Source organism: Pseudoalteromonas sp. NFXS39 (assembly GCF_040148775.1).
In the GTDB taxonomy this organism is placed as follows: domain Bacteria; phylum Pseudomonadota; class Gammaproteobacteria; order Enterobacterales; family Alteromonadaceae; genus Pseudoalteromonas; species Pseudoalteromonas apostichopi.
This window is the reverse complement of sequence record NZ_JAGDEC010000003.1, coordinates 527,732-546,441: the sequence shown is the minus strand read 5'-3', so window position 1 is coordinate 546,441 and position 18,710 is coordinate 527,732. Positions and strand designations below refer to the sequence as shown.

Annotated in this window: 12 protein-coding genes; 3 read left to right on the top strand and 9 right to left on the bottom strand. The window is 41.4% G+C overall.

From position 1 onward, the window contains the following. Positions 1 to 275: 275 nt before the first annotated feature. The 5 genes from J3455_RS08625 to J3455_RS08605 all read right to left on the bottom strand — a co-directional run bounded on the left by J3455_RS08625 (position 276) and on the right by J3455_RS08605 (position 5,322). Complete coding sequence (locus tag J3455_RS08625) at positions 276 to 737, bottom strand: methyltransferase family protein (RefSeq protein ID WP_239976523.1); 462 nt, start codon at positions 735 to 737, stop codon at positions 276 to 278. Next, positions 734 to 1,357, bottom strand: coding sequence for a 3'-5' exonuclease (locus J3455_RS08620; RefSeq protein WP_130050718.1), 624 nt, complete (start codon positions 1,355 to 1,357; stop codon positions 734 to 736). Before J3455_RS08620 ends, J3455_RS08625 begins: the two co-directional genes overlap by 4 nt. 8 nt (positions 1,358 to 1,365) lie before the next feature. Then, positions 1,366 to 3,204 carry a DUF294 nucleotidyltransferase-like domain-containing protein gene (locus J3455_RS08615; protein ID WP_167658570.1) on the bottom strand — a complete coding sequence of 613 codons (1,839 nt, stop codon included), beginning with the start codon at positions 3,202 to 3,204 and terminating at the stop codon, positions 1,366 to 1,368. Positions 3,205 to 3,323: 119 nt separating this feature from the next. Continuing rightward, complete coding sequence (locus J3455_RS08610; RefSeq protein ID WP_130050716.1) at positions 3,324 to 5,048, bottom strand: sodium:solute symporter family protein; 1,725 nt, start codon at positions 5,046 to 5,048, stop codon at positions 3,324 to 3,326. 10 nt (positions 5,049 to 5,058) lie between these two features. After that, entirely contained in the window at positions 5,059 to 5,322 is a 264-nt protein-coding gene (locus J3455_RS08605; protein ID WP_130050715.1) for a DUF4212 domain-containing protein, read from the bottom strand. Between the two features lie 387 nt (positions 5,323 to 5,709). On the opposite strand from J3455_RS08605, the gene J3455_RS08600 reads away from it, so the two are divergent. Then, the gene (locus tag J3455_RS08600; RefSeq protein WP_130050714.1) at positions 5,710 to 9,150 is read left to right on the top strand and encodes a PAS domain-containing hybrid sensor histidine kinase/response regulator; all 3,441 of its coding nucleotides are present in this window, start codon (positions 5,710 to 5,712) and stop codon (positions 9,148 to 9,150) included. Between the two features lie 23 nt (positions 9,151 to 9,173). On the opposite strand, the gene J3455_RS08595 is transcribed toward J3455_RS08600, so the two are convergent. Together J3455_RS08595 and J3455_RS08590 are read right to left on the bottom strand one after the other, a co-directional pair. Then, positions 9,174 to 11,777, bottom strand: coding sequence for a DUF2339 domain-containing protein (locus tag J3455_RS08595; protein WP_349561533.1), 2,604 nt, complete (start codon positions 11,775 to 11,777; stop codon positions 9,174 to 9,176). A gap of 105 nt (positions 11,778 to 11,882) precedes the next feature. After that, positions 11,883 to 13,244, bottom strand: a complete 1,362-nt coding sequence (locus J3455_RS08590) for a hypothetical protein (protein ID WP_167658566.1) — start codon at positions 13,242 to 13,244, stop codon at positions 11,883 to 11,885. 340 nt (positions 13,245 to 13,584) lie between these two features. On the opposite strand from J3455_RS08590, the gene purU reads away from it, so the two are divergent. Beyond that, on the top strand, positions 13,585 to 14,415 hold the full coding sequence (purU, locus tag J3455_RS08585) for a formyltetrahydrofolate deformylase (protein ID WP_130050711.1): 831 nt from the start codon (positions 13,585 to 13,587) through the stop codon (positions 14,413 to 14,415). A gap of 55 nt (positions 14,416 to 14,470) precedes the next feature. Here purU and J3455_RS08580 read toward each other — a convergent pair whose 3' ends face one another. Both J3455_RS08580 and acs read right to left on the bottom strand, forming a co-directional pair. Further along, complete coding sequence (locus J3455_RS08580; RefSeq protein WP_130050710.1) at positions 14,471 to 15,121, bottom strand: response regulator transcription factor; 651 nt, start codon at positions 15,119 to 15,121, stop codon at positions 14,471 to 14,473. A 96-nt stretch (positions 15,122 to 15,217) separates the two neighbouring features. Then, positions 15,218 to 17,158, bottom strand: coding sequence for an acetate--CoA ligase (gene acs, locus J3455_RS08575; RefSeq protein WP_297330876.1), 1,941 nt, complete (start codon positions 17,156 to 17,158; stop codon positions 15,218 to 15,220). Between the two features lie 282 nt (positions 17,159 to 17,440). On the opposite strand from acs, the gene J3455_RS08570 reads away from it, so the two are divergent. Next, positions 17,441 to 18,607 (top strand): DcaP family trimeric outer membrane transporter, encoded by a 1,167-nt coding sequence (locus J3455_RS08570; protein WP_130050708.1) that lies wholly within the window; start codon positions 17,441 to 17,443, stop codon positions 18,605 to 18,607. Positions 18,608 to 18,710: the final 103 nt, after the last annotated feature.

Here is an 18,710-nt window from a genome sequence, read left to right as displayed (position 1 = left end):
ATAAAAGTTGCTTAGCATGTTTTAGATGGCGCAGTTTTGGTAATCGACCTTAGACATTTTTATAAGAGGTCAGGTGAAATAAAAGTTGCTTAGCATGTTTTAGATGGCGCAGTTTTGGTAATCGACCTTAGACATTTTTATATGAGGTCAGGTGAAATAAAAGTTGCTTAGCATGTTTTAGATGGCGCAGTTTTGGTAATCGACCTTTGAAGTTTTTATAAGAGGTCAAGATAAGTCAAACTGCTTCAGCGACCTCATTCTCTTACTTTTTTCCTTTATAGCCAACGACGAACAGATTTTATGTATTGCTGGTAAGCTAATCCAAACTTCTCTGCCATAAACGTTTCTTCTGGCATAATTTGAAATCGATTCATATAGAGAATAAATACCGGCAGCATTAAAAAACTCGCAATATTGCCAAGATAAATTCCCCAACCAACTAGCATTAATAACATACCAACATACATTGGGTTACGGCTAAACTGATAAACACCACTTGTAACAAGACTCGCTGACTGTTCTGGAATTCGAGGATCAACGGTCGTGCCTTGCATGCGAAATTGATAAACACCTAATAAAGCAAACACCACACCTAAAAATGCAATGAGTAGTGCTACAAAAGATGATGCGAAAAACGAGAAGCTAAAACTCATAAACAAGTCTGCTATGCCCCACATCATCAACGCAATGATCAGCAGCAGCGCGACAGGAGGAATTTTTAATTCTAACTGATTCACACTAGCTCCCCTACTTTCAATGCCTTACCACGACTAATTTGATGACACTGGGCTAAGAATAACTCGGCCGTTGCCATGGCATCAGTGAGGGCGTGGTGCGAACTATAATGCGGTAAGCTGTATCGCTTGCGGCATTCACTAAGAGTTAAATCATCGTGGCCTATTTCGTGCCCTTGCTGGTGCAGGCGCTTTTTTTCTATAACAAAGGTATCAAGAATTAAACGCGCTTTAGCATCTAAGCCAAGCGTTCTGCATGCCTGTTTTAAAAATCCCCAGTCTAGCGCCGCGTTATGAAACACTAAAATACACTCGTCAAAATGCTCATGCAGCTTGCCAAGGATCATTGCTAAGCTTTCGCCTGTATCTATGTCTTGTTTTGCAATACCGTGATAAATCGGGCTTTGCTCTAAACTTTGCACATCTTTATTTATTAAATGCTTTGCGCCGCTGAGCTTAATGCACTGATCTTCTATCATCACCCACGCCACCGAGACAATTTCGTGCTGGCGAGGGTCAAGGCCTGTTAATTCCATGTCTATCACTACATAGCGCTCTTTATAAGCATCGGCTGCCAAAAGTTGCTTGCGCGCTAAATACCGACTTAACCAGCGTTTAACCATAACGCCTCCTATAAACTACCGCGAGCAAACTTAAATGCGGCGGCTTGCTGCGCCTGTTTAACCAAATAAAATGCTTCTTTTAATTGATGTCGTTCCAATGAATTCAAAGCATTTGGGTTAATGCAGTTGCTAGGCAACCCCTCTTCGTTAATTTGTGTACCTAAACGCAACTGAGTTAAAAAGCGCCAACAATCTTTTAAGTTATAAAGGTCATCTTTATTAAGTAGTGAAAATTTCATTAATGCATCAATACGCTCTTGGGTATTAGCGCGCTGAATACCTGCTTTGAGAGAATATAAACGTACTATGTCGTTGATTATCACCACACCGCGTTTTTTTAAGTCGAGATACTTATGCTGCTTTTCGTCTTTCTCTAATTTAAATTGATTAAACAAACCAATAGGCACAGGGGTATTTTTAATGTCGCTCGCCATGGCCGCATAGAATAAGTCATTTTTAGAAATGCGCTTTAACTGCTCACAAAAGCGCTCATACAAAGTAGTTGAGCCTTCAATAAAACGTAAGTCAAAAAATATCTTACAATTAAGCATCGCCTCTGGAGTCGGTGAGGTGATCCACTTATAAAATTTATTGCTCCACGCGCTTATTCCCATTCGACACTCAGAGTTGCTCGCCATAATATTGCCAGGACAACGCTTTATACCGCATTCGATTAAATGCTCACAAACATATTCGCCCATGCGTTTAAAGTACGCTTGTTGCTCTTCAGTTAAATCATCTGGTAGCAACAGACCATTATCTTGGTCTGAATGGAGTGTCTGCTCTTCTCGTGCTTGAGAGCCAAAACAGATAAAGCTAAAGCTGGTTGGTGCAGCACCATTATCTTCTTGAAACAAACGAATCAAGCGCGAAGTCAGCGCATCGGTTAAGCCACTTAATAACTTACCAATTAAGGAGATGTCATCAATATTGTTCGAAAAGCCTTTTAATAAACCGGGTATCTCTTGCGAATAACGTTTTAAATCAACCACACTATGTGCTTTATAAATTCGCCCAATCAATTGCACTGGGTCGCTTTTTTGCTGCCGCAGCAAATCGGTACTGGTGAGCATACCAAGTGGTTTGTGATATTCATCAAGCACTGGTAGATGGTGAATATTGTGTTTAAGCATTAAGTGTAAAGCAGAAAACACGCGATTATTTTCAAAAATAAACTTGGGCTTACAAGTCATGATACTGCTAACAGGCTCTTGTGGGTCAACCTCATCTGCCAATACGCGGTTACGTAAGTCTCTGTCGGTGACAACCCCAACGAGGCGATCATGTTCAGTTAACATAATCGACGAAACCCCCTGTTGTTTCATTTTTTTAGCAGTTTGACGAATACTTGCATCTGGCGCCAAGGTAACGGCCTTACGATTCATCAATTCGCAGATTTTTTTCTCGGACCAACTTTCGTTTTGACTCTTATAATGGGACGACAATAAACGGTTTTTATGGGCGCGAACAAAGTACTGCTCAAATACCTTGTACTCACGGCGTAAATAATCAAATGCCGCTTGGTTTAACATGTAAACAATGCCTTCCTTTTGCACTGAAATGCTATTTTGAATCGCTTCGCCAGTTAACAGTGAAGGAAAACCAAAGTAATCGCCACTCGATAACTTAGTGATCACATCTCCTTTTGGGTCAACTAAATCGTAATCGCCAGAACGAATTAAAAATAATCTTAAGTTATCTGAACTTAACCACTGGTTTTGATTTTCTCGGGTCAGATAAATAATATCGAGATGGTTAACAAAGTACTCGCATGCAGCGCTATCAAGCTGATTAAATGGCGTTTGTTGCATCACAAATTGGGCGACTTCCTGTTGCTCGGTATTCATGGTCATTCTCGCTATAGAATAGAGACAATATCTACACTACCCCTGTTTGAAATAAATAAAAAGCCCGACTTAAGTCGGGCTTTTGAACTTCAAGAGTGTGTTCTCATAAAATGGTTTTATTAGTGCGCGTGTGCTGCGCTCGAACCTTTAGGGTTACGGATACCTTCGACCATTTCTTGGATTTCAACCGGTGTTTCAGCTGTTAGTTTAAGTACGATACCTGCAACTACAAAGTTAACAATCATACCAACTAGACCGATACCCTCAGGTGAGATACCAAATAACCAGTGTGCCGGTGCATTCAATTCAGGGCTTACGAACTTGAAGTAGATAATATAAGCCGCTGTGAATGTAATACCTGTCACCATACCCGCAATCGCACCTTCTTTATTCATCTTCTTAGAGAAGATACCCATAATGATTGCAGGGAAGAAGCTCGCCGCTGCTAAGCCGAAGGCAAAGGCAACAACCGAGGCCACGAACCCTGGCGGGTTAATACCAAAGTAAGCTGAAATAACAATCGCTATCATCGCTGCTAGGCGCGCAGCAAGTAGTTCTTGTTTGTCGCTAATATCTGGTTTTAAGGTACGTTTTAATAAATCGTGTGATACCGAGGTCGAGATTACCAATAGTAAGCCTGCGGTTGTTGATAGCGCTGCTGCGATACCGCCTGCTGCTACTAATGCAATCACCCATGCTGGTAAGTCTGCAATCTCAGGGTTTGCAAGTACCATGATGTCGCGGTCAACTTTAACTTCGTTTGCGCTGTTTGGATCCTCAATCTTACCTGCTGAGTAGAACATTTTGCCGTCACCATTTTTATCGTTAAAGGTGATTAAGCCTGTTCTTTCCCAATTTTTAACCCATGCTGGTGCTTCTGCGTACTCTGTACCGCTACCGTCTTTACCGTTAATTGTATCAATCATGTTTACACGAGCGAATGACGCTACAGCAGGTGCTGTTGTATAAACGATTGCAATGAAAACAAGTGTCCATGCAGCTGAGATACGCGTGTCTTTAACACGAGGAACAGTGAAGAAACGAACGATTACGTGCGGTAAACCTGCAGTACCCACCATTAGCGCGCCTGTGATTGCGAATACATCAATCATGCTCTTCGAGCCTTCAGTGTATTGCGCAAAGCCAAGCTCGGTACTGAGTCCATCTAGTTTATCGAGTACAAACTGTCCTGAGCCATCGCTAAGCGTTGCACCAAAACCTGTTTGTGGGAAGAAGTGACCTGTCATCATCATTGAAATGAAGATTGCTGGAACAAGGTAAGCAAATACTAATACACAGTACTGAGCTACTTGCGTGTAAGTAATCCCCTTCATACCGCCTAATACAGCGTAGAAGAATACAATCACCATACCAATGTAAACACCGGTCTCAATATCTACTTCTAAGAAGCGAGAGAAAACCACACCTACACCACGCATTTGACCTGCGATGTATGTGAAACAAATAAAGATGGCACATAAAATTGCAACAACACGTGCAGCTTGTGAGTAGTAACGGTCACCAATGAAATCTGGTACCGTGAACTTACCAAACTTACGTAGGTAAGGAGCTAAACAAAGTGCAAGTAGTACATAACCACCTGTCCAACCCATTAGATATACACCACCGTCATAACCCGCAAACGAGATAATACCCGCCATTGAGATAAACGATGCCGCACTCATCCAGTCAGCAGCGGTTGCCATACCATTTGCCAGCGGCGGTACACCACCCCCTGCAACATAGAATTCATTTGTTGACCCAGCACGAGCCCAGATTGCGATGCCGATATAAAGCGCGAAGCTTAAACCGACGATAATAAACGTGAGTGTTTGAACATCCATTGCTTAGCTCCTATTCGTCTACGCCGTATTTTTTATCTAACGTATTCATTTTGAAAACGTAAACAAAAATCAAAGCAACAAAGGTGTAAATAGCGCCTTGCTGGGAGAACCAGAAGCCGAGTTTAAACCCAAAGAAACGTACCTCGTTAAGTACGTCTACCAGTAAAATGCCGAAGCCAAATGACACGACAAACCAAATTGCTAATAATTTAAATAGCAGTGCGAGGTTTTCCGCCCAATAAGCTTTTGCTTGTTCTTCATCTTTAAAAGCCATTTTTTATCCCCTTATGCATTACAAAAAAGTAATGAGTGGTATTAGTTGTCATTAACTAAGTTAGCAAGGGTTCTGATTTATGGAATTGAGACCATAGTCGTAACAGCTAGTTTACGTTTACGTAAACTGCAGAACACCATTTGTTAACAAACAGTAAAAAACGATATTTAACAATGACTTAACCTACAAAGATAAATTTACGAAATAGCGAAAATAGTAAAAACGAATGATCTGCGACATTAGTCTAATAACAACACAAAAAACAACACTATTTATTAAATATCAATAACTTGTATTTTATTAATAATTATTGCAAAAAATCTTGCCATCGAAATCGCTCATAATTCTGGTAAGGTAGTGTTATTACAATAATTACTGAATTTAAACATGACAGCTGCGCTTTTATTTGTTGCACTCGCCTATATTGGCGTGTTGTTTTGGTTGGCAAATTGGGGAGACAAAACCACTCCTCTTGCAAAAAGAATTAGTCACCACCCATTTGTTTATTCTTTTTCATTAGGAATTTACTGTACATCTTGGACTTATTACGGTTCGGTCGGAACAGCAGCCACCAGCAGTTGGAATTACTTACCTATATTAATTGGCCCTGCGCTGTTATTTTTCTTCGGCCAAGGATTTTTACGCAAATTAGTACTAGTAAGTAAAAAGCAAAATATCACCACCATCGCCGACTTTATTTCAGCTCGCTATGGTAAGCGGCAAACCACCGCCATTATGGTGACGATTATCGCTTTATTAGCGACGATTCCGTATATCGCACTCCAATTAAAAGCACTTAGCAGCAGCTTCTTGCTGTTACAAAACGACAATCGTATCTCCGGCTCTATGCTGGCACTTTCAGCAACACTCATCATGGCAATGTTTGCGATATTCTTTGGTACTCGTAAGGTGGATGTAACCGAATATCGCTCAGGGCTGATGCTTGCTGTTGCCTTTGAATCTATGATTAAACTACTGGCTTTAGTGGCCGTTGCTGGGCTTGCCTTATACACATTATTTAATTTAAGTACGGTGCAAACCGAGCAGCTAACGGGCTCTATTTGGCAGCACTGGCAGAACTTCGACTTTTTTAGTTTTAACTTTATTGGCCAATCACTAATGGCGGCAGCAGCGATTATCTGTTTACCAAGGCAATTCCACGTTACGGTGGTCGATAACCAAGATAAACGCCACCTTTATACTGCCCGGTGGGCATTCCCACTTTATTTGTTGCTTACAGCAGCAATGATTTTTCCTATTGCCACTGCAGCTATACACCCAGGCATTGGCAGTGGTTTTTCACCTGATAGCTTTGTGTTAGCACTGCCGCTAATGCACGAGAACGCTTTTTTAACGACCTTTGTATTTATTGGTGGTCTATCTGCGGCGACGGCGATGATTGTAGTAGCCACACTCACACTCAGCACCATGATCTCAAATGATGTGGTGTTGCCGTTAATGCTGCGTCGTAAGTTTAAACGTAACCTCATCACCAGCAGCTATAAGTCACAAATTCTCTTAGTAAGACGCTTCACAATTGCTGGTATTTTGATTTTGTCGTATTTCTACCAGCAATGGTTTGGCCATGGTAAAGCACTCGCTAGTATGGGTTTAGTCGCCTTTTCTTTGGTATCACAATTACTCCCAGCCATTGTTGGTGGCTTATATTGGCGAAAAGGTCATGCTTATGGAGTTTATGCCGGATTATTAGCAGGCTTCATTTGTTGGGTCTTGTTCTTAATGCTGCCTATTTTAGATGCGGGTAATAGCCTAAACGCAGAGCTGCAACAAACACTTATTACTCGTGGCACCCTAATCGCTTTATTTGCAAATATAGGTTGTTACATTAGTTTTTCGCTCGGAGCGGATGAACGTTTAATTGATAAAATTCAAGCAGCTGCTTTTGTTAATCCTAAAGAGCAAGCAGTATTCGCAAGACGCTTAAATAAAAACGTTAAAGCCACTGTTTATGACTTTAAAGTGCTGCTACAAACCTTCTTAGGTGTGCAGCGCTCACAACAAGTATTGGCTCACTTTGCGTTATCCCATAACTTAGATGATAACAACGCACACCCAGAGCCTGAGTTTATTGCTTATTGTGAACGTGCCTTAACCGGTGTGCTTGGTGCATCTTCAGCACAAGCGCTGATCCACACGGTTGCTTCTGGTAAACGCATGGCCTTTGAAGAAGTCGTTAACTTTTTTGATGAAACCACGCAAGCTCTGCAATTTAACCAAAACTTACTATTTACCTCTCTTGAAAACCTCAGTCATGGTATTTCGGTTGTTGATAAAGAACTGAATTTGGTGGCATGGAATAAACGCTACGCAGAGATGTTTGCCTACCCAGATGACTTTCTCGAAGTAGGCCAACCTATTGAAGATGTACTTAGATACAATGCCGAGCGCGGTGAATGTGGCCCCGGTGAAGTTGAGCGCCATGTAGAAAAGCGCGTGCAGCATCTTAAAAACGGTACACCCCATCACTTTATTCGCCACCGCCGTAATGGCCAAGTGTTCGAAATGATTGGTAACCCACTACCAGATGGCGGCTTTGTGACAAGTTTCTCTGATATTACCACGCATATCGAAACGCAAAATGCACTTGAAGAAGTAAACATGGATCTTGAAAACCGCATTGAAGCGCGTACTCAAGAAATTCGTACTATCAATAAAGATTTACAAGCACAAATCGATAGCCGGGTACAAACTGAGCAAGCACTTACTTTAGCTAAAAAAGAGGCAGAGCAAGCCAATGATAGTAAAACGCGCTTTCTGGCCTTAGCTAGCCACGATATTTTACAACCGCTGAATGCGGCGCGCCTGTACCTTGCGGCTATAGATGATAAAACCCTTTCGAGTAACAACCTAAACAACTTTGAAAAGCTTGGTGCTAGTTTAGATTCGACAGTGCATTTAATGTCGGCACTTTTAGAAATCGCTAAGCTAGAGCAAGGGGCAATGACCCCTACCCCGCGTCACTTTAGTATTGATGACATACTTGCCCCGCTGAAAAATGAATACGCTATTATGTCGAGCGAAAAAGGTTTAAAACTGACAATACGTTCACAGGGGATTATCGTTCACAGTGATATCACTTACCTACGCCGAATTATTCAAAACTTGGTTTCAAATGCAGTTAAATACACCGAGAGTGGTCGAGTTTTAATTGCTTGTCGCAAACGTAAACATCATTTACGCATTGAAGTATGGGATACAGGTCCTGGTATTAGTGAGGTAGAGCAAGCAAAAATCTTCAATGACTTTTATCGTATTGAAGCCGGTGATAACAAAGGAGTTGGTCTTGGCTTAGGGGTAGTAAAACGAATGGCTGACTTACTCTCTTTACGTTTAGATGTAAGCTCAACACCAGGAAAAGGTAGCCGCTTTAGTATTGAAGTGCCTTATGGTGAAAGCCAATTTATCCAACAAAAAGATACTCCTAAGAAAGGTGTTGAGAATCGCAGCGCAATGAACATTATTGCGGTTGATGATGACCCGGAAAACCTTAATGCTATGGCAAGCCTATTACAAAAATGGCAGGCAAATTATCAACTATTTGATCAAGTTGAGACCGTGATGGCCTATGCCAAAGAGCACCGTGCGCCAGATGTGATTTTAATGGATTATCAGCTTGGCCATGATTGCGATGGTATTACGCTTATTAAAACTCTAAGAGAAATCTGGCAAAGCCCAGTACCGGCAATTTTAATCACAGCAGTACGTGATGAAGCGCTAAAGCAGCAAACCAAAAAAGAGCAAATTCATTACCTTAGTAAGCCTGTTAAGCCCGCTAAACTAAAGGCACTGCTTAACCACAGTGCTTAACCAAAGTTTTTAACAACATCGATTTAAGGCAAAGCTGAGGGCTTTGCCTTAAATTTTTGGAACAACCAACTAAGTGCAACTAGCGATAAGCCTAATCCGATAAACGAAATAGCACGCAGTAACCCGGTTAAGTTTGCCATATCAACCAAGAACACTTTTAATACCACCAGCGCCAATATCCCTAGGCCGAACTTTTGTAATACCGTAATGGTTTTTAACTGCCCTACCACGACTACCAAAGCACCGATGATAAGCCAAGCTAAAGAATAACTGTAAAGCTCTGCATCTGAGGTCGGCAAAGCAAGATTTATAAATTCTCCTTGCCAGTTGTGGCGAATTTCCGCATTGATGTATAACACACTCAACACACCTGAAAATACTGTAAACAGCTTATGCAAATAGCGCTGAGATTTTGTCAGTTGGCTTGCCCAAATTGCAATACTAGCAGGAACTAACCAGAGTAAGAGTAACCAGTTAACAATCGGCCAACTGCCTATATTTATCGGCTCAAAAAACGGATTTACAGCGGTAAAGCTTTTCAGTACGAGCAAGCCACTCAATGTTAATAAAGCAAAACCTGCAACTTCATAAAGTTTACCTAATTGCTCAGTAAATCGTGAACGCATTAGGTAGACACATCCCAATATTCCCCAGTTACAAGTCAGCAAAATATATTCATACACAGACAAATCCGCAAAGTCAGGATAGTGCCCTACCAACTGATAGCTCGTCTCTGTGGTAATAAATAAAGCGATACAATGAAGCATGGCACCTTCTAGCCAAACGCGAACAGTTTGCTGCTGCCAGTGCCTTGCTGCCATGTAAAATAAGCCTGCACATACAGGGTACACAACTAAACTCCAATGCATCCCGAGCAACAGCGCATCACTGTAGTCAGCTGACCAAGGAGCAAAGCTTAACCTAACAAGTAAAGCGCCAACTAAGCCTTTAAGGGGCCAAGTAGGAATACTGAGTTTATGTTTATTGACATAAAAACTGACTAACAACACTTGCGCAGCAAGCGCTAAGGTTAAGCTGCTACCCTCTAATAGCATGGTTAACGCTAAACTAATGTTGGCATTACCACCAAGCCAGTAACTAAATACCTGCATTGGATTTGTACTATTGATTGATAACTTAAATAGCCAAGCAGATAGTGCCAATAATACAAAGCACCAAACCGGATACGCCGTCATCAAGGCATGATCGGGAGTAATGACATATAAGCAACTAATAATCACAAAGCCTGAAAGTGAAGCGAGTAAAGCAAAACCTAAGCGTTTAGGGTATTTTCGACCAAACAAAAACCCATAACCAGCAAACAAAGCAATAAAAAATAGCCCTGCTCCATAATTTTTTCTAAAAACAAAAAGCTGCTCAGAATAATCTACTGCATTGTATTGCCCTGTAAGCAAGCACACCACACTCACTACAGCTATTATCAGCCAGTGATCCCATACACTGTTTTTTAATACCAAAAACAACAGTAAAGCCACTAACGACAACATACTAAGCTGCCAGGTTAGTAGCTGGTTACTGCTTATGAGTAAAAGATAAAGTGGCATGACAACAGCTAATAACAGAAGGTTATCGGGCAGTTGTTTCAGTAGCGTTTTAAAGCGGTGTGGGCGGTATTCAACTTGTTTAATAGTCAGCCCTAAGCGTGGAATCGCAATTAACAATACAATGCTAAACAGCGCATAAAGATTAATAAACCAGTGCAGGTTTTTCGCGGCACTCATTGCAACCAAGCAATACCAGCCTAAATGCCCCGCCCATAACAGATACCACAACCAATGCCGTTTTACGTAATGTGCGACTAGCGAAGCTGATACACTGACAAAAGCAACATAAGTAAGGAGTGCAACAAAGTCATTACTCCCAGTATCTACCCATACAGGCACACTGTAAGCGCCAATAATACCAATTACAGCCAGCACGGGGCCAAAACGTAATGCCATCCAGCTTGCAGCCAAAGAGACCAAGGTTAAAATGCTAAATGCTGGTAAGGCTTGTAGTAAGCCATAATGGCTGTAGGCTAGTAAGGTCAATGCAAAACAACTAATAAAGCCGCCACTTGCCAGCGCCGCGGGAATATAGTTGCTAAACCCATCAAAGATAATACCTTTACGATGTAAAACCTCAGCCGCGACAATTAAGCTCAAACCAAAAATAGCGCCAAGTATGAGTCGCATGGTTTCGGATAATAAACCGGCTTCAAGTGAATAGCGGGCCAAAAAGATACCACCAAAGGCAAGAGCAACCGCTCCTACCCAAGTTAGCCAATTGGCTTTAATTTGTGTAACGAGTTGGCTAACTAGCGGATTAAAAGTTGCAGGCTTGGGTTTCGTTTGCTGTGGCTTTTTAGCCATTGCCTCACTTGGCTTATTAATGGCTTCAGGCTTTGGTTCTAGTTTTGAAGTGTCGGTCAGATCTTCGTTTAAACTATCAAACGAATTTACAGTATTTGCTTGTGAATTATGAATATATGGCGCGTTAAGTTTTATTCGAAGAGCAGCCACTTCTCGCTTCAAACTAGACAGTTGAAAAAAGGCAATAATGCCAGCAATTGAGCCACCTACAACAACTAATGCTAGTAATATTAGTAACGCAATACCGTCGTCCATACTCACTCCATGTGTACGCTTTAAACAAAAAAGCAAAAACCTTAATTGTTTATATAATAAACACTTAGCAAGAGTAAAGAAACAACGATATTGCGTTCAAGCCGGTTAAGACTGTTCAGTCACCGTACGCTCTAAGGTCATTTTATAACCTGAATAAGTAGTTTCATCGTGTTCAATCACCAAGATATAGTTACCTTCTTCAGTAAAATCCATATCGCTCTGTTGTAATAGCACAATCTGTTGGCCGTTATCTTCAAACACCACATAGGTTGTATAAACTTCGTTATCAACCACCTGCTCTTTTTGGTCGTATTGATCTAAACCTTCAACGACATTACTAGTATCATCAACGGTTTCACCATTGAGAGTGAAATACACATCGACTTCATCAATCTGTTGCCCTACATAGTTATCAATTAAATTAACCACAGTAACTGTGTGGCTATAGCTGCTAGGTGTTAGGTTTTCTTCAATGGTCATCATACGAGGGCCGTAATCTTTGTCATTGTAGAATAGACCAACCGCACTTTGCTCACGCTCTAATGTCATTAAGAAGTTATCAACAATCTTGTCGCCAGCCTCATCTAACATGGCTACGCTATAACTATTTGGTGACATACTCATGTATTCAGAGTAATTATCGTTGCTTACAACTTCGGTATTGGTAGACGTTGTTCCTCTTGTTACTTTAAATTGGGTTTGTGTGTAATCATCAATAGTATTAATAAATCGCAACTGGCCTTGTGCGTCTTGGTGGTTTAGTTGAGTCACCGAGCTACTTGCCGTCACTACATCAAGGGTAATGCCGTCTTCTTCTGTTGCATAACTTGGGCGGATCATCGCCATGTAAGTTGCTTCATCATTAAAGTACAATTTTGGTGATTCAAAAATCACATCAGTGCTACCACTGGCAGTGACATAAATAGTGTAATAACCTTCCTCAAGCGTAGATAGTTCTGGCTCTACCAGGTACTGCGAAGTCATCAGTAACTCTGCGGTATCAAATAAACCGTCATCAGTGGCAATGTAAACATCGTAAATCTTGTCTTCGCCGACGATATTAAAAAAGCCAACATTAAACTCATCCTCTTCGCTTGAAGATGGCACACTGAGCTCAGTAAACGTTGGCTCAGCAAAATCACCATTCATTACTAGCAACTGGGTTTGATCGTCTTTAATTTTAATGGCTTCTTCATCAATAGTGATATAGCTATCGTTGACATCAACATACTTAAAACTTAGCTCATACTCACCCGAGCTGTAATTATGGCGGGTTGATACATCACCAAAATCTGCGCCCGAACGTTCAGTGTCATCAACAAATAAACGTGTATAGGGGCTATTATAAGAGCCATTGTACAGTTGCACATAGCCGCTGTTGCTATTGCTGCTGTCGTCACTAGAACAGGCAGCCAGCACCGAAAGCAAACTTGTGACAACAATTGTTTTAAGCAGAGTACTTTTCATGGAGTTTATTCCTTATTGTTTGTAATAATCTACTTTGACTCAACTAAAGCAATAAAATTCTATATTTTACAAACGATTACCTTCACTTACAGTTACTTACGTTAAGGTTAAAAAGTGTAGAAAATGATGTAGAAAAGCACTTAATTAATCATAATTATGGACAGAAAATCACATTTATAATGAAAGAAGCCTACTTTTACACAAAAAGTAAATAATGGTTACATTTTAGGCGCCTAAGCAATCAAATAAGATAAATTATTAGATAGTTCAATTTGCGCTATGCAGCGCTAAAAAATTAGCAAATAATGGTGTTCACACAAACGGGATTAGAATGAGGACTATGAACACTATTTTAACCACACAATGCGATGATGATGTTGGTCTAATTGCCAAGATCACCGGTCTTTGTCATCAGCATAATTTAAACATTACACGTAATAACGAATTTGTAGATAAAGACGCTAAACGCTTTTTTATGCGTACAGAGTTAAGCGGCGTTATTTCAGATGATTTTTTACCAAGCCTTGCTGAGCTACTGCCTGATGGCGCAGAGCTTGCCCTGCATAGCAACGAAAAAACCAAAGTAGTATTGCTTGCCACCAAAGAAGCCCATTGTTTAGGCGGTGTATTACTTAAGCAATTCGAAAAAGCATTAAATATCGAAGTACTGGCTGTGATTGCCAACTATGCAGATTTAGCTCCGCTAGCTGCAGGCTTTGGCGTACCATTTCATGTGGTGTCGCACGAAGGTTTAAGCCGTGCAGAGCATGATCAACAAGTAGGTGATTTAATTGCCAGCTATCAGCCAGATATTATTGGTCTAGCTAAATATATGCGTATTTTAAGCCCCGAATTTGTGGCGCGCTTTGAAGGTAAAATTATTAATATCCACCATTCATTTTTACCCGCCTTTATTGGTGCAAAGCCTTACCATCAAGCATTTGAACGCGGCGTGAAAATTATCGGTGCTACCGCACACTTTGTTAATAACGAGCTTGATGAAGGACCGATTATTTTACAGGATGTGACGCATGTCAGTCATGCTGATACCGCAGAGATGATGGCAAAAATGGGTAAAGATGTAGAGAAAACGGTGTTCTGCAAAGCACTGCAACTAGCATCTGAGCATAAACTGTTTATTAATGGTAATCGAACAGTGGTGTTCGCTTAAGCTATAAAATGAAGAGGCTATATGGCCTCTTTATTATTTTTGTTATCAGTAATTTTTATGCCGACTCAATAGGCTCTAATTGTAATTTAGAAGCAATTAATACCGCTTGAGTACGATTATACACACCTAGCTTTCTAAAAATTGCTGTAATGTGTGCTTTAACTGTTGCTTCAGAAATATGTAATTCGTAAGCAATTTGTTTGTTTAACAAGCCTTCATGTAAGTATTGTAAAACCTTATATTGTTGTGGCGTAAGTGAGGCCACTTGCGCTGCAATTTCTTTGTCTTCGCCATCAACAGCAGCCACTTTGTCTTTAAGTTCAAGTGGAAGCCAAACATCGCCTTCAAGAATGTGGTTGATTGCCAATGCAATATCATCTGATGAAGATGACTTAGGAATAAATCCCATCGCACCATACCCCATTACTTTAGAAACTACATTGATGTCTTCGCTGCCAGAAACAACAGCTATTGGTAAGCTTGGATAGTCTTCGCGAATGCGAATAAGGCCGTATAAATCGCCATTGCCTGGCATGTGAAGGTCTAGTAGTAAGATATCAAGATCTTCTTGTTCGCTTAGCACCTGCAAAGTGGTCTCAAAGTTTTCTGATTCAAACACTTCTAAATCAGCGAACTTAGCACTTAATGCCCCTTTCAGCGCTTCACGAAATAACGGATGATCGTCCGCTATTAAAAACTGACTCATGGTTCACTCCTAATAAATTCGGCTGACACCTATTTCTAAGTGACAGCCGATATACTACGTTTAGAATCAACTTCTAATCAAGTTTTTAACGCGATTTTAACGATTTAATCGGTTTTCGATTAGCTCATCAACAACACTTGGATCGGCTAGTGTAGACGTATCACCAAGCTGTTGGTGCTCGTTTGCCGCAATTTTACGTAAAATTCGACGCATGATCTTACCAGAACGTGTTTTTGGTAGACCCGGAGACCATTGGATCATATCTGGTGAAGCGATTGGGCTTAATTCTTTACGAACCCAGTTACGTACCTCTTTCGTTAGTTCATCGCTCACTACAACACCTTCATTTGGTGTGATGTAAACATAGATGCCCTGACCTTTAATATCATGCGGGTAACCGACTACTGCAGCTTCTGCTACTGCTTCGTGAGCAACCAATGCACTTTCGATTTCTGCAGTACCTAGGCGGTGACCTGATACGTTAAGTACGTCATCTACACGGCCTGTGATCCAGTAGTAGCCATCTTCATCACGACGACAACCATCACCTGTGAAGTACACGCCTGGGTACGCTGAGAAATAGGTTTGTTCAAAGCGTTCATGGTCGCCATAAACTGTACGTGCTTGTGATGGCCAGCTATCTAAAATAACAAGGTTGCCGTCAACCGCGCCTTCTAGTGTATTCCCTTCAGCATCAAATAGTGCAGGGGCAATACCAAAGAACGGACGTGTTGCTGAGCCTGGTTTCATATCTGTCGCACCTGGTAATGGTGTGATCATGATGCCACCAGTCTCTGTTTGCCACCAAGTATCTACGATTGGGCAATTTTCGTTACCAATATGCTCGTAATACCACGCCCAAGCTTCTGGGTTAATTGGCTCACCCACTGACCCCATTACGCGTAAGCTTTTGCGTGTTGAGGTAGCTGTTGGTTCATCACCTTTTGCCATTAGAGCACGAATAGCCGTTGGTGCTGTATACAGGATAGTCACGTTGTGCTTATCAATCACTTCACCCATACGGCCCGCTGTTGGGTAGGTTGGTACACCTTCAAATACCACTTGTGTGCAGCCATTCACTAATGGACCATAAGCAATGTAGCTGTGACCTGTGATCCAGCCCACATCAGCACTACACCAGAAAATATCATCTTCTTTTAGATCAAACACGTATTCATGTGTCATCGATGCATAAACGAGATAACCCCCGGTTGTATGAACTACACCTTTTGGTTGACCCGTTGAGCCTGAGGTATAAAGAATGAAAAGCGGATCTTCTGCATTCATTGGCTCTGGTTCACACTTAGCAGGTAAGTCAGCGACAAGTTCATGCCACCAAATATCATGGCTATTCCACTCAACTTCACCACCGGTTAACTGATGCACAATAACGTGCTCAACCGTGGTAACTGAATCTTGTGATACCGCTTCATCAACATTTGCCTTAAGTGGTACGCAATTGCCAGCACGACGACCTTCGTCTGAAGTAATTACCACTTTAGCGCCTGAATCATTAATTCGGTCAGCAATCGCTGATGGAGAGAAACCACCAAATACCACAGAGTGAATCGCACCAATACGTGCACAAGCTTGCATAGCGTAAATAGCCTGTGGTGTCATTGGCATGTAAATAGCGACACGGTCACCTTTTGATACGCCTAATTTTTTAAGACCATTGGCTAGTTTAGCTACTTCGTCATGAAGCTGTTGGTAGCTAATATTTTCGTTGTGTTCAGGGTTGTCGCCTTCCCAAATGAGGGCTGTTTTATCGGCTTTAGTGGCAAGGTGACGGTCAATACAGTTATAAGATGCGTTAAGTTGGCCGTCTTCATACCAGCGAATGCTGATGTGGCCTTTGTCGAATGAGGTGTTCTTTACTTTATTATAAGGAGTTGACCAATCAAGACGTTTACCGTGCTCTCGCCAAAATCCTTCAGGGTCATCAATAGATTGCTTGTACAGTGTATTATATTTATCGTTATCAACTAGTGCTGCATTCTTGATATGCGCTGGTACTGGATAGATACTTTCTGACATTGTTGTCGTCTCCATTTTAATTACTTGCCTACGGCCTGCTTCAAGGATCACTCAGCAAAGCCCCTGAAAGTATTAGACCTTAGTTGTATATCTTGCCATTTAACAAAAAACTTCGAAATTGCCTTCTATAATCTAGTCCAATGTTAGGTTGGATGCGATTTAACGACCCATTCCACCTTAGTCTAATAGACCAATAGATAATTGAGAGAAGTCATTTCTTAAACAACAGTGATACAACAACATTAATGCAATCAACAAGTAGCTTCGACAGGAATACACATTATGACAACAACAAAAGTAACCGCATTAAAAACACTCACAGCTTCAGCTGTTTTATGTGCACTTGCAGGTACCGCTAACGCCGCAACCATTGGCAACACTGACGTTTCTTATGGTGGCTATGTAAAACTTGATGCCATGTGGAGTGATTACTCTGCAGGCGTACCAGCTGGCGGCAGTATTGGCCGTGACTTTTACGTACCGGGTACAACACCGGTAGGCGCAGACAGCGACAGCGATGCTGTGTTTGACATGCATGCACGCCAATCTCGCTTTAACCTAGGCACAGCAACAAAGTTAGACGATGGTAAAACCATTAAAACTAAAATTGAAATCGACTTTATTGCTTCAGCGCCAGGCGGTAATGAACGTGTTAGTAACTCTTACGCGCCTCGTATTCGTCAAGCATTTGTGACTTATGATGGTTGGTTATTTGGTCAAGCTTGGTCAAACTTCCAAAACGTAGGCGCATTACCTGAAACGCTCGACTTCGTTGGTCCTGCTGAAGGTACTGTGTTCGTCCGTCAAGCACAGGCACGCTACACCACAGGTAATTGGTCATTCTCTATCGAAAACCCAGAGAGTACAGTCACTGTTGGCGGAGCACGCGTAGCTACCGATGATGCATCAATGCCAGACTTTACAGCACGTTACGCACATAAAGCTGATTGGGGTGAATTAGTATTTACCGGTCTTGCTCGCCAGTTAACTTATAAACAAAATGGTATTGATGCTGATACATCATCGTTTGGTATCAGTGCCTCAGGTAAAGTTAATTTTGGCCAAAATAACCTTAAATTTATGCTTACTCAGGGTTCAGGTTTAGGCCGCTACATTGGTCTAAATGTAGCTAATGGTGCTGTTCTTGACGGTGATGATCTAGATGCAATTGATTCAACATCAGGCTTTATTGCCTACCAACAACACTGGAACAGCCAATGGCGCTCAACTTTCCTTTACTCATTCTTCTCAGCAGATAACAACACAGATTTACTTGCTGTGACTGGCGACCCTACAGAAATGAGCCAAAGCTATAGTGCCAACCTTTTATATTCGCCTGTTAAAAAGCTAACATTTGGTGTTGAGTTTAAACATGCTGAGCGTGAGTTAGAAAGCGGCGCAGACGGCGATATGGATCGTCTACAGTTCTCTGCAAAATATGTATTTTAAAATTTAAACTTATTTTACTTCCTGAAGCGGCTTCGGCCGCTTTTTTTATATCTCCTTTTTATATTTCTGTGCCCTTTAAAATTTTTTGCAAACAATTACTCAC

What these genes read in the sequence shown, in the direction of transcription:
- J3455_RS08620 (WP_130050718.1), bottom strand. Translation starts at nt 1,357, where the DNA reads ATGGTTAAACGCTGGTTAAGTCGGTATTTAGCGCGCAAGCAACTTTTG.
- J3455_RS08615 (WP_167658570.1), bottom strand. Translation starts at nt 3,204, where the DNA reads ATGAATACCGAGCAACAGGAAGTCGCCCAATTTGTGATGCAACAAACG.
- J3455_RS08610 (WP_130050716.1), bottom strand. Translation starts at nt 5,048, where the DNA reads ATGGATGTTCAAACACTCACGTTTATTATCGTCGGTTTAAGCTTCGCG.
- J3455_RS08605 (WP_130050715.1), bottom strand. Translation starts at nt 5,322, where the DNA reads ATGGCTTTTAAAGATGAAGAACAAGCAAAAGCTTATTGGGCGGAAAAC.
- J3455_RS08600 (WP_130050714.1), top strand. Translation starts at nt 5,710, where the DNA reads ATGACAGCTGCGCTTTTATTTGTTGCACTCGCCTATATTGGCGTGTTG.
- J3455_RS08595 (WP_349561533.1), bottom strand. Translation starts at nt 11,777, where the DNA reads ATGGACGACGGTATTGCGTTACTAATATTACTAGCATTAGTTGTTGTA.
- J3455_RS08590 (WP_167658566.1), bottom strand. Translation starts at nt 13,244, where the DNA reads ATGAAAAGTACTCTGCTTAAAACAATTGTTGTCACAAGTTTGCTTTCG.
- purU (WP_130050711.1), top strand. Translation starts at nt 13,585, where the DNA reads ATGAACACTATTTTAACCACACAATGCGATGATGATGTTGGTCTAATT.
- J3455_RS08580 (WP_130050710.1), bottom strand. Translation starts at nt 15,121, where the DNA reads ATGAGTCAGTTTTTAATAGCGGACGATCATCCGTTATTTCGTGAAGCG.
- acs (WP_297330876.1), bottom strand. Translation starts at nt 17,158, where the DNA reads ATGTCAGAAAGTATCTATCCAGTACCAGCGCATATCAAGAATGCAGCA.
- J3455_RS08570 (WP_130050708.1), top strand. Translation starts at nt 17,441, where the DNA reads ATGACAACAACAAAAGTAACCGCATTAAAAACACTCACAGCTTCAGCT.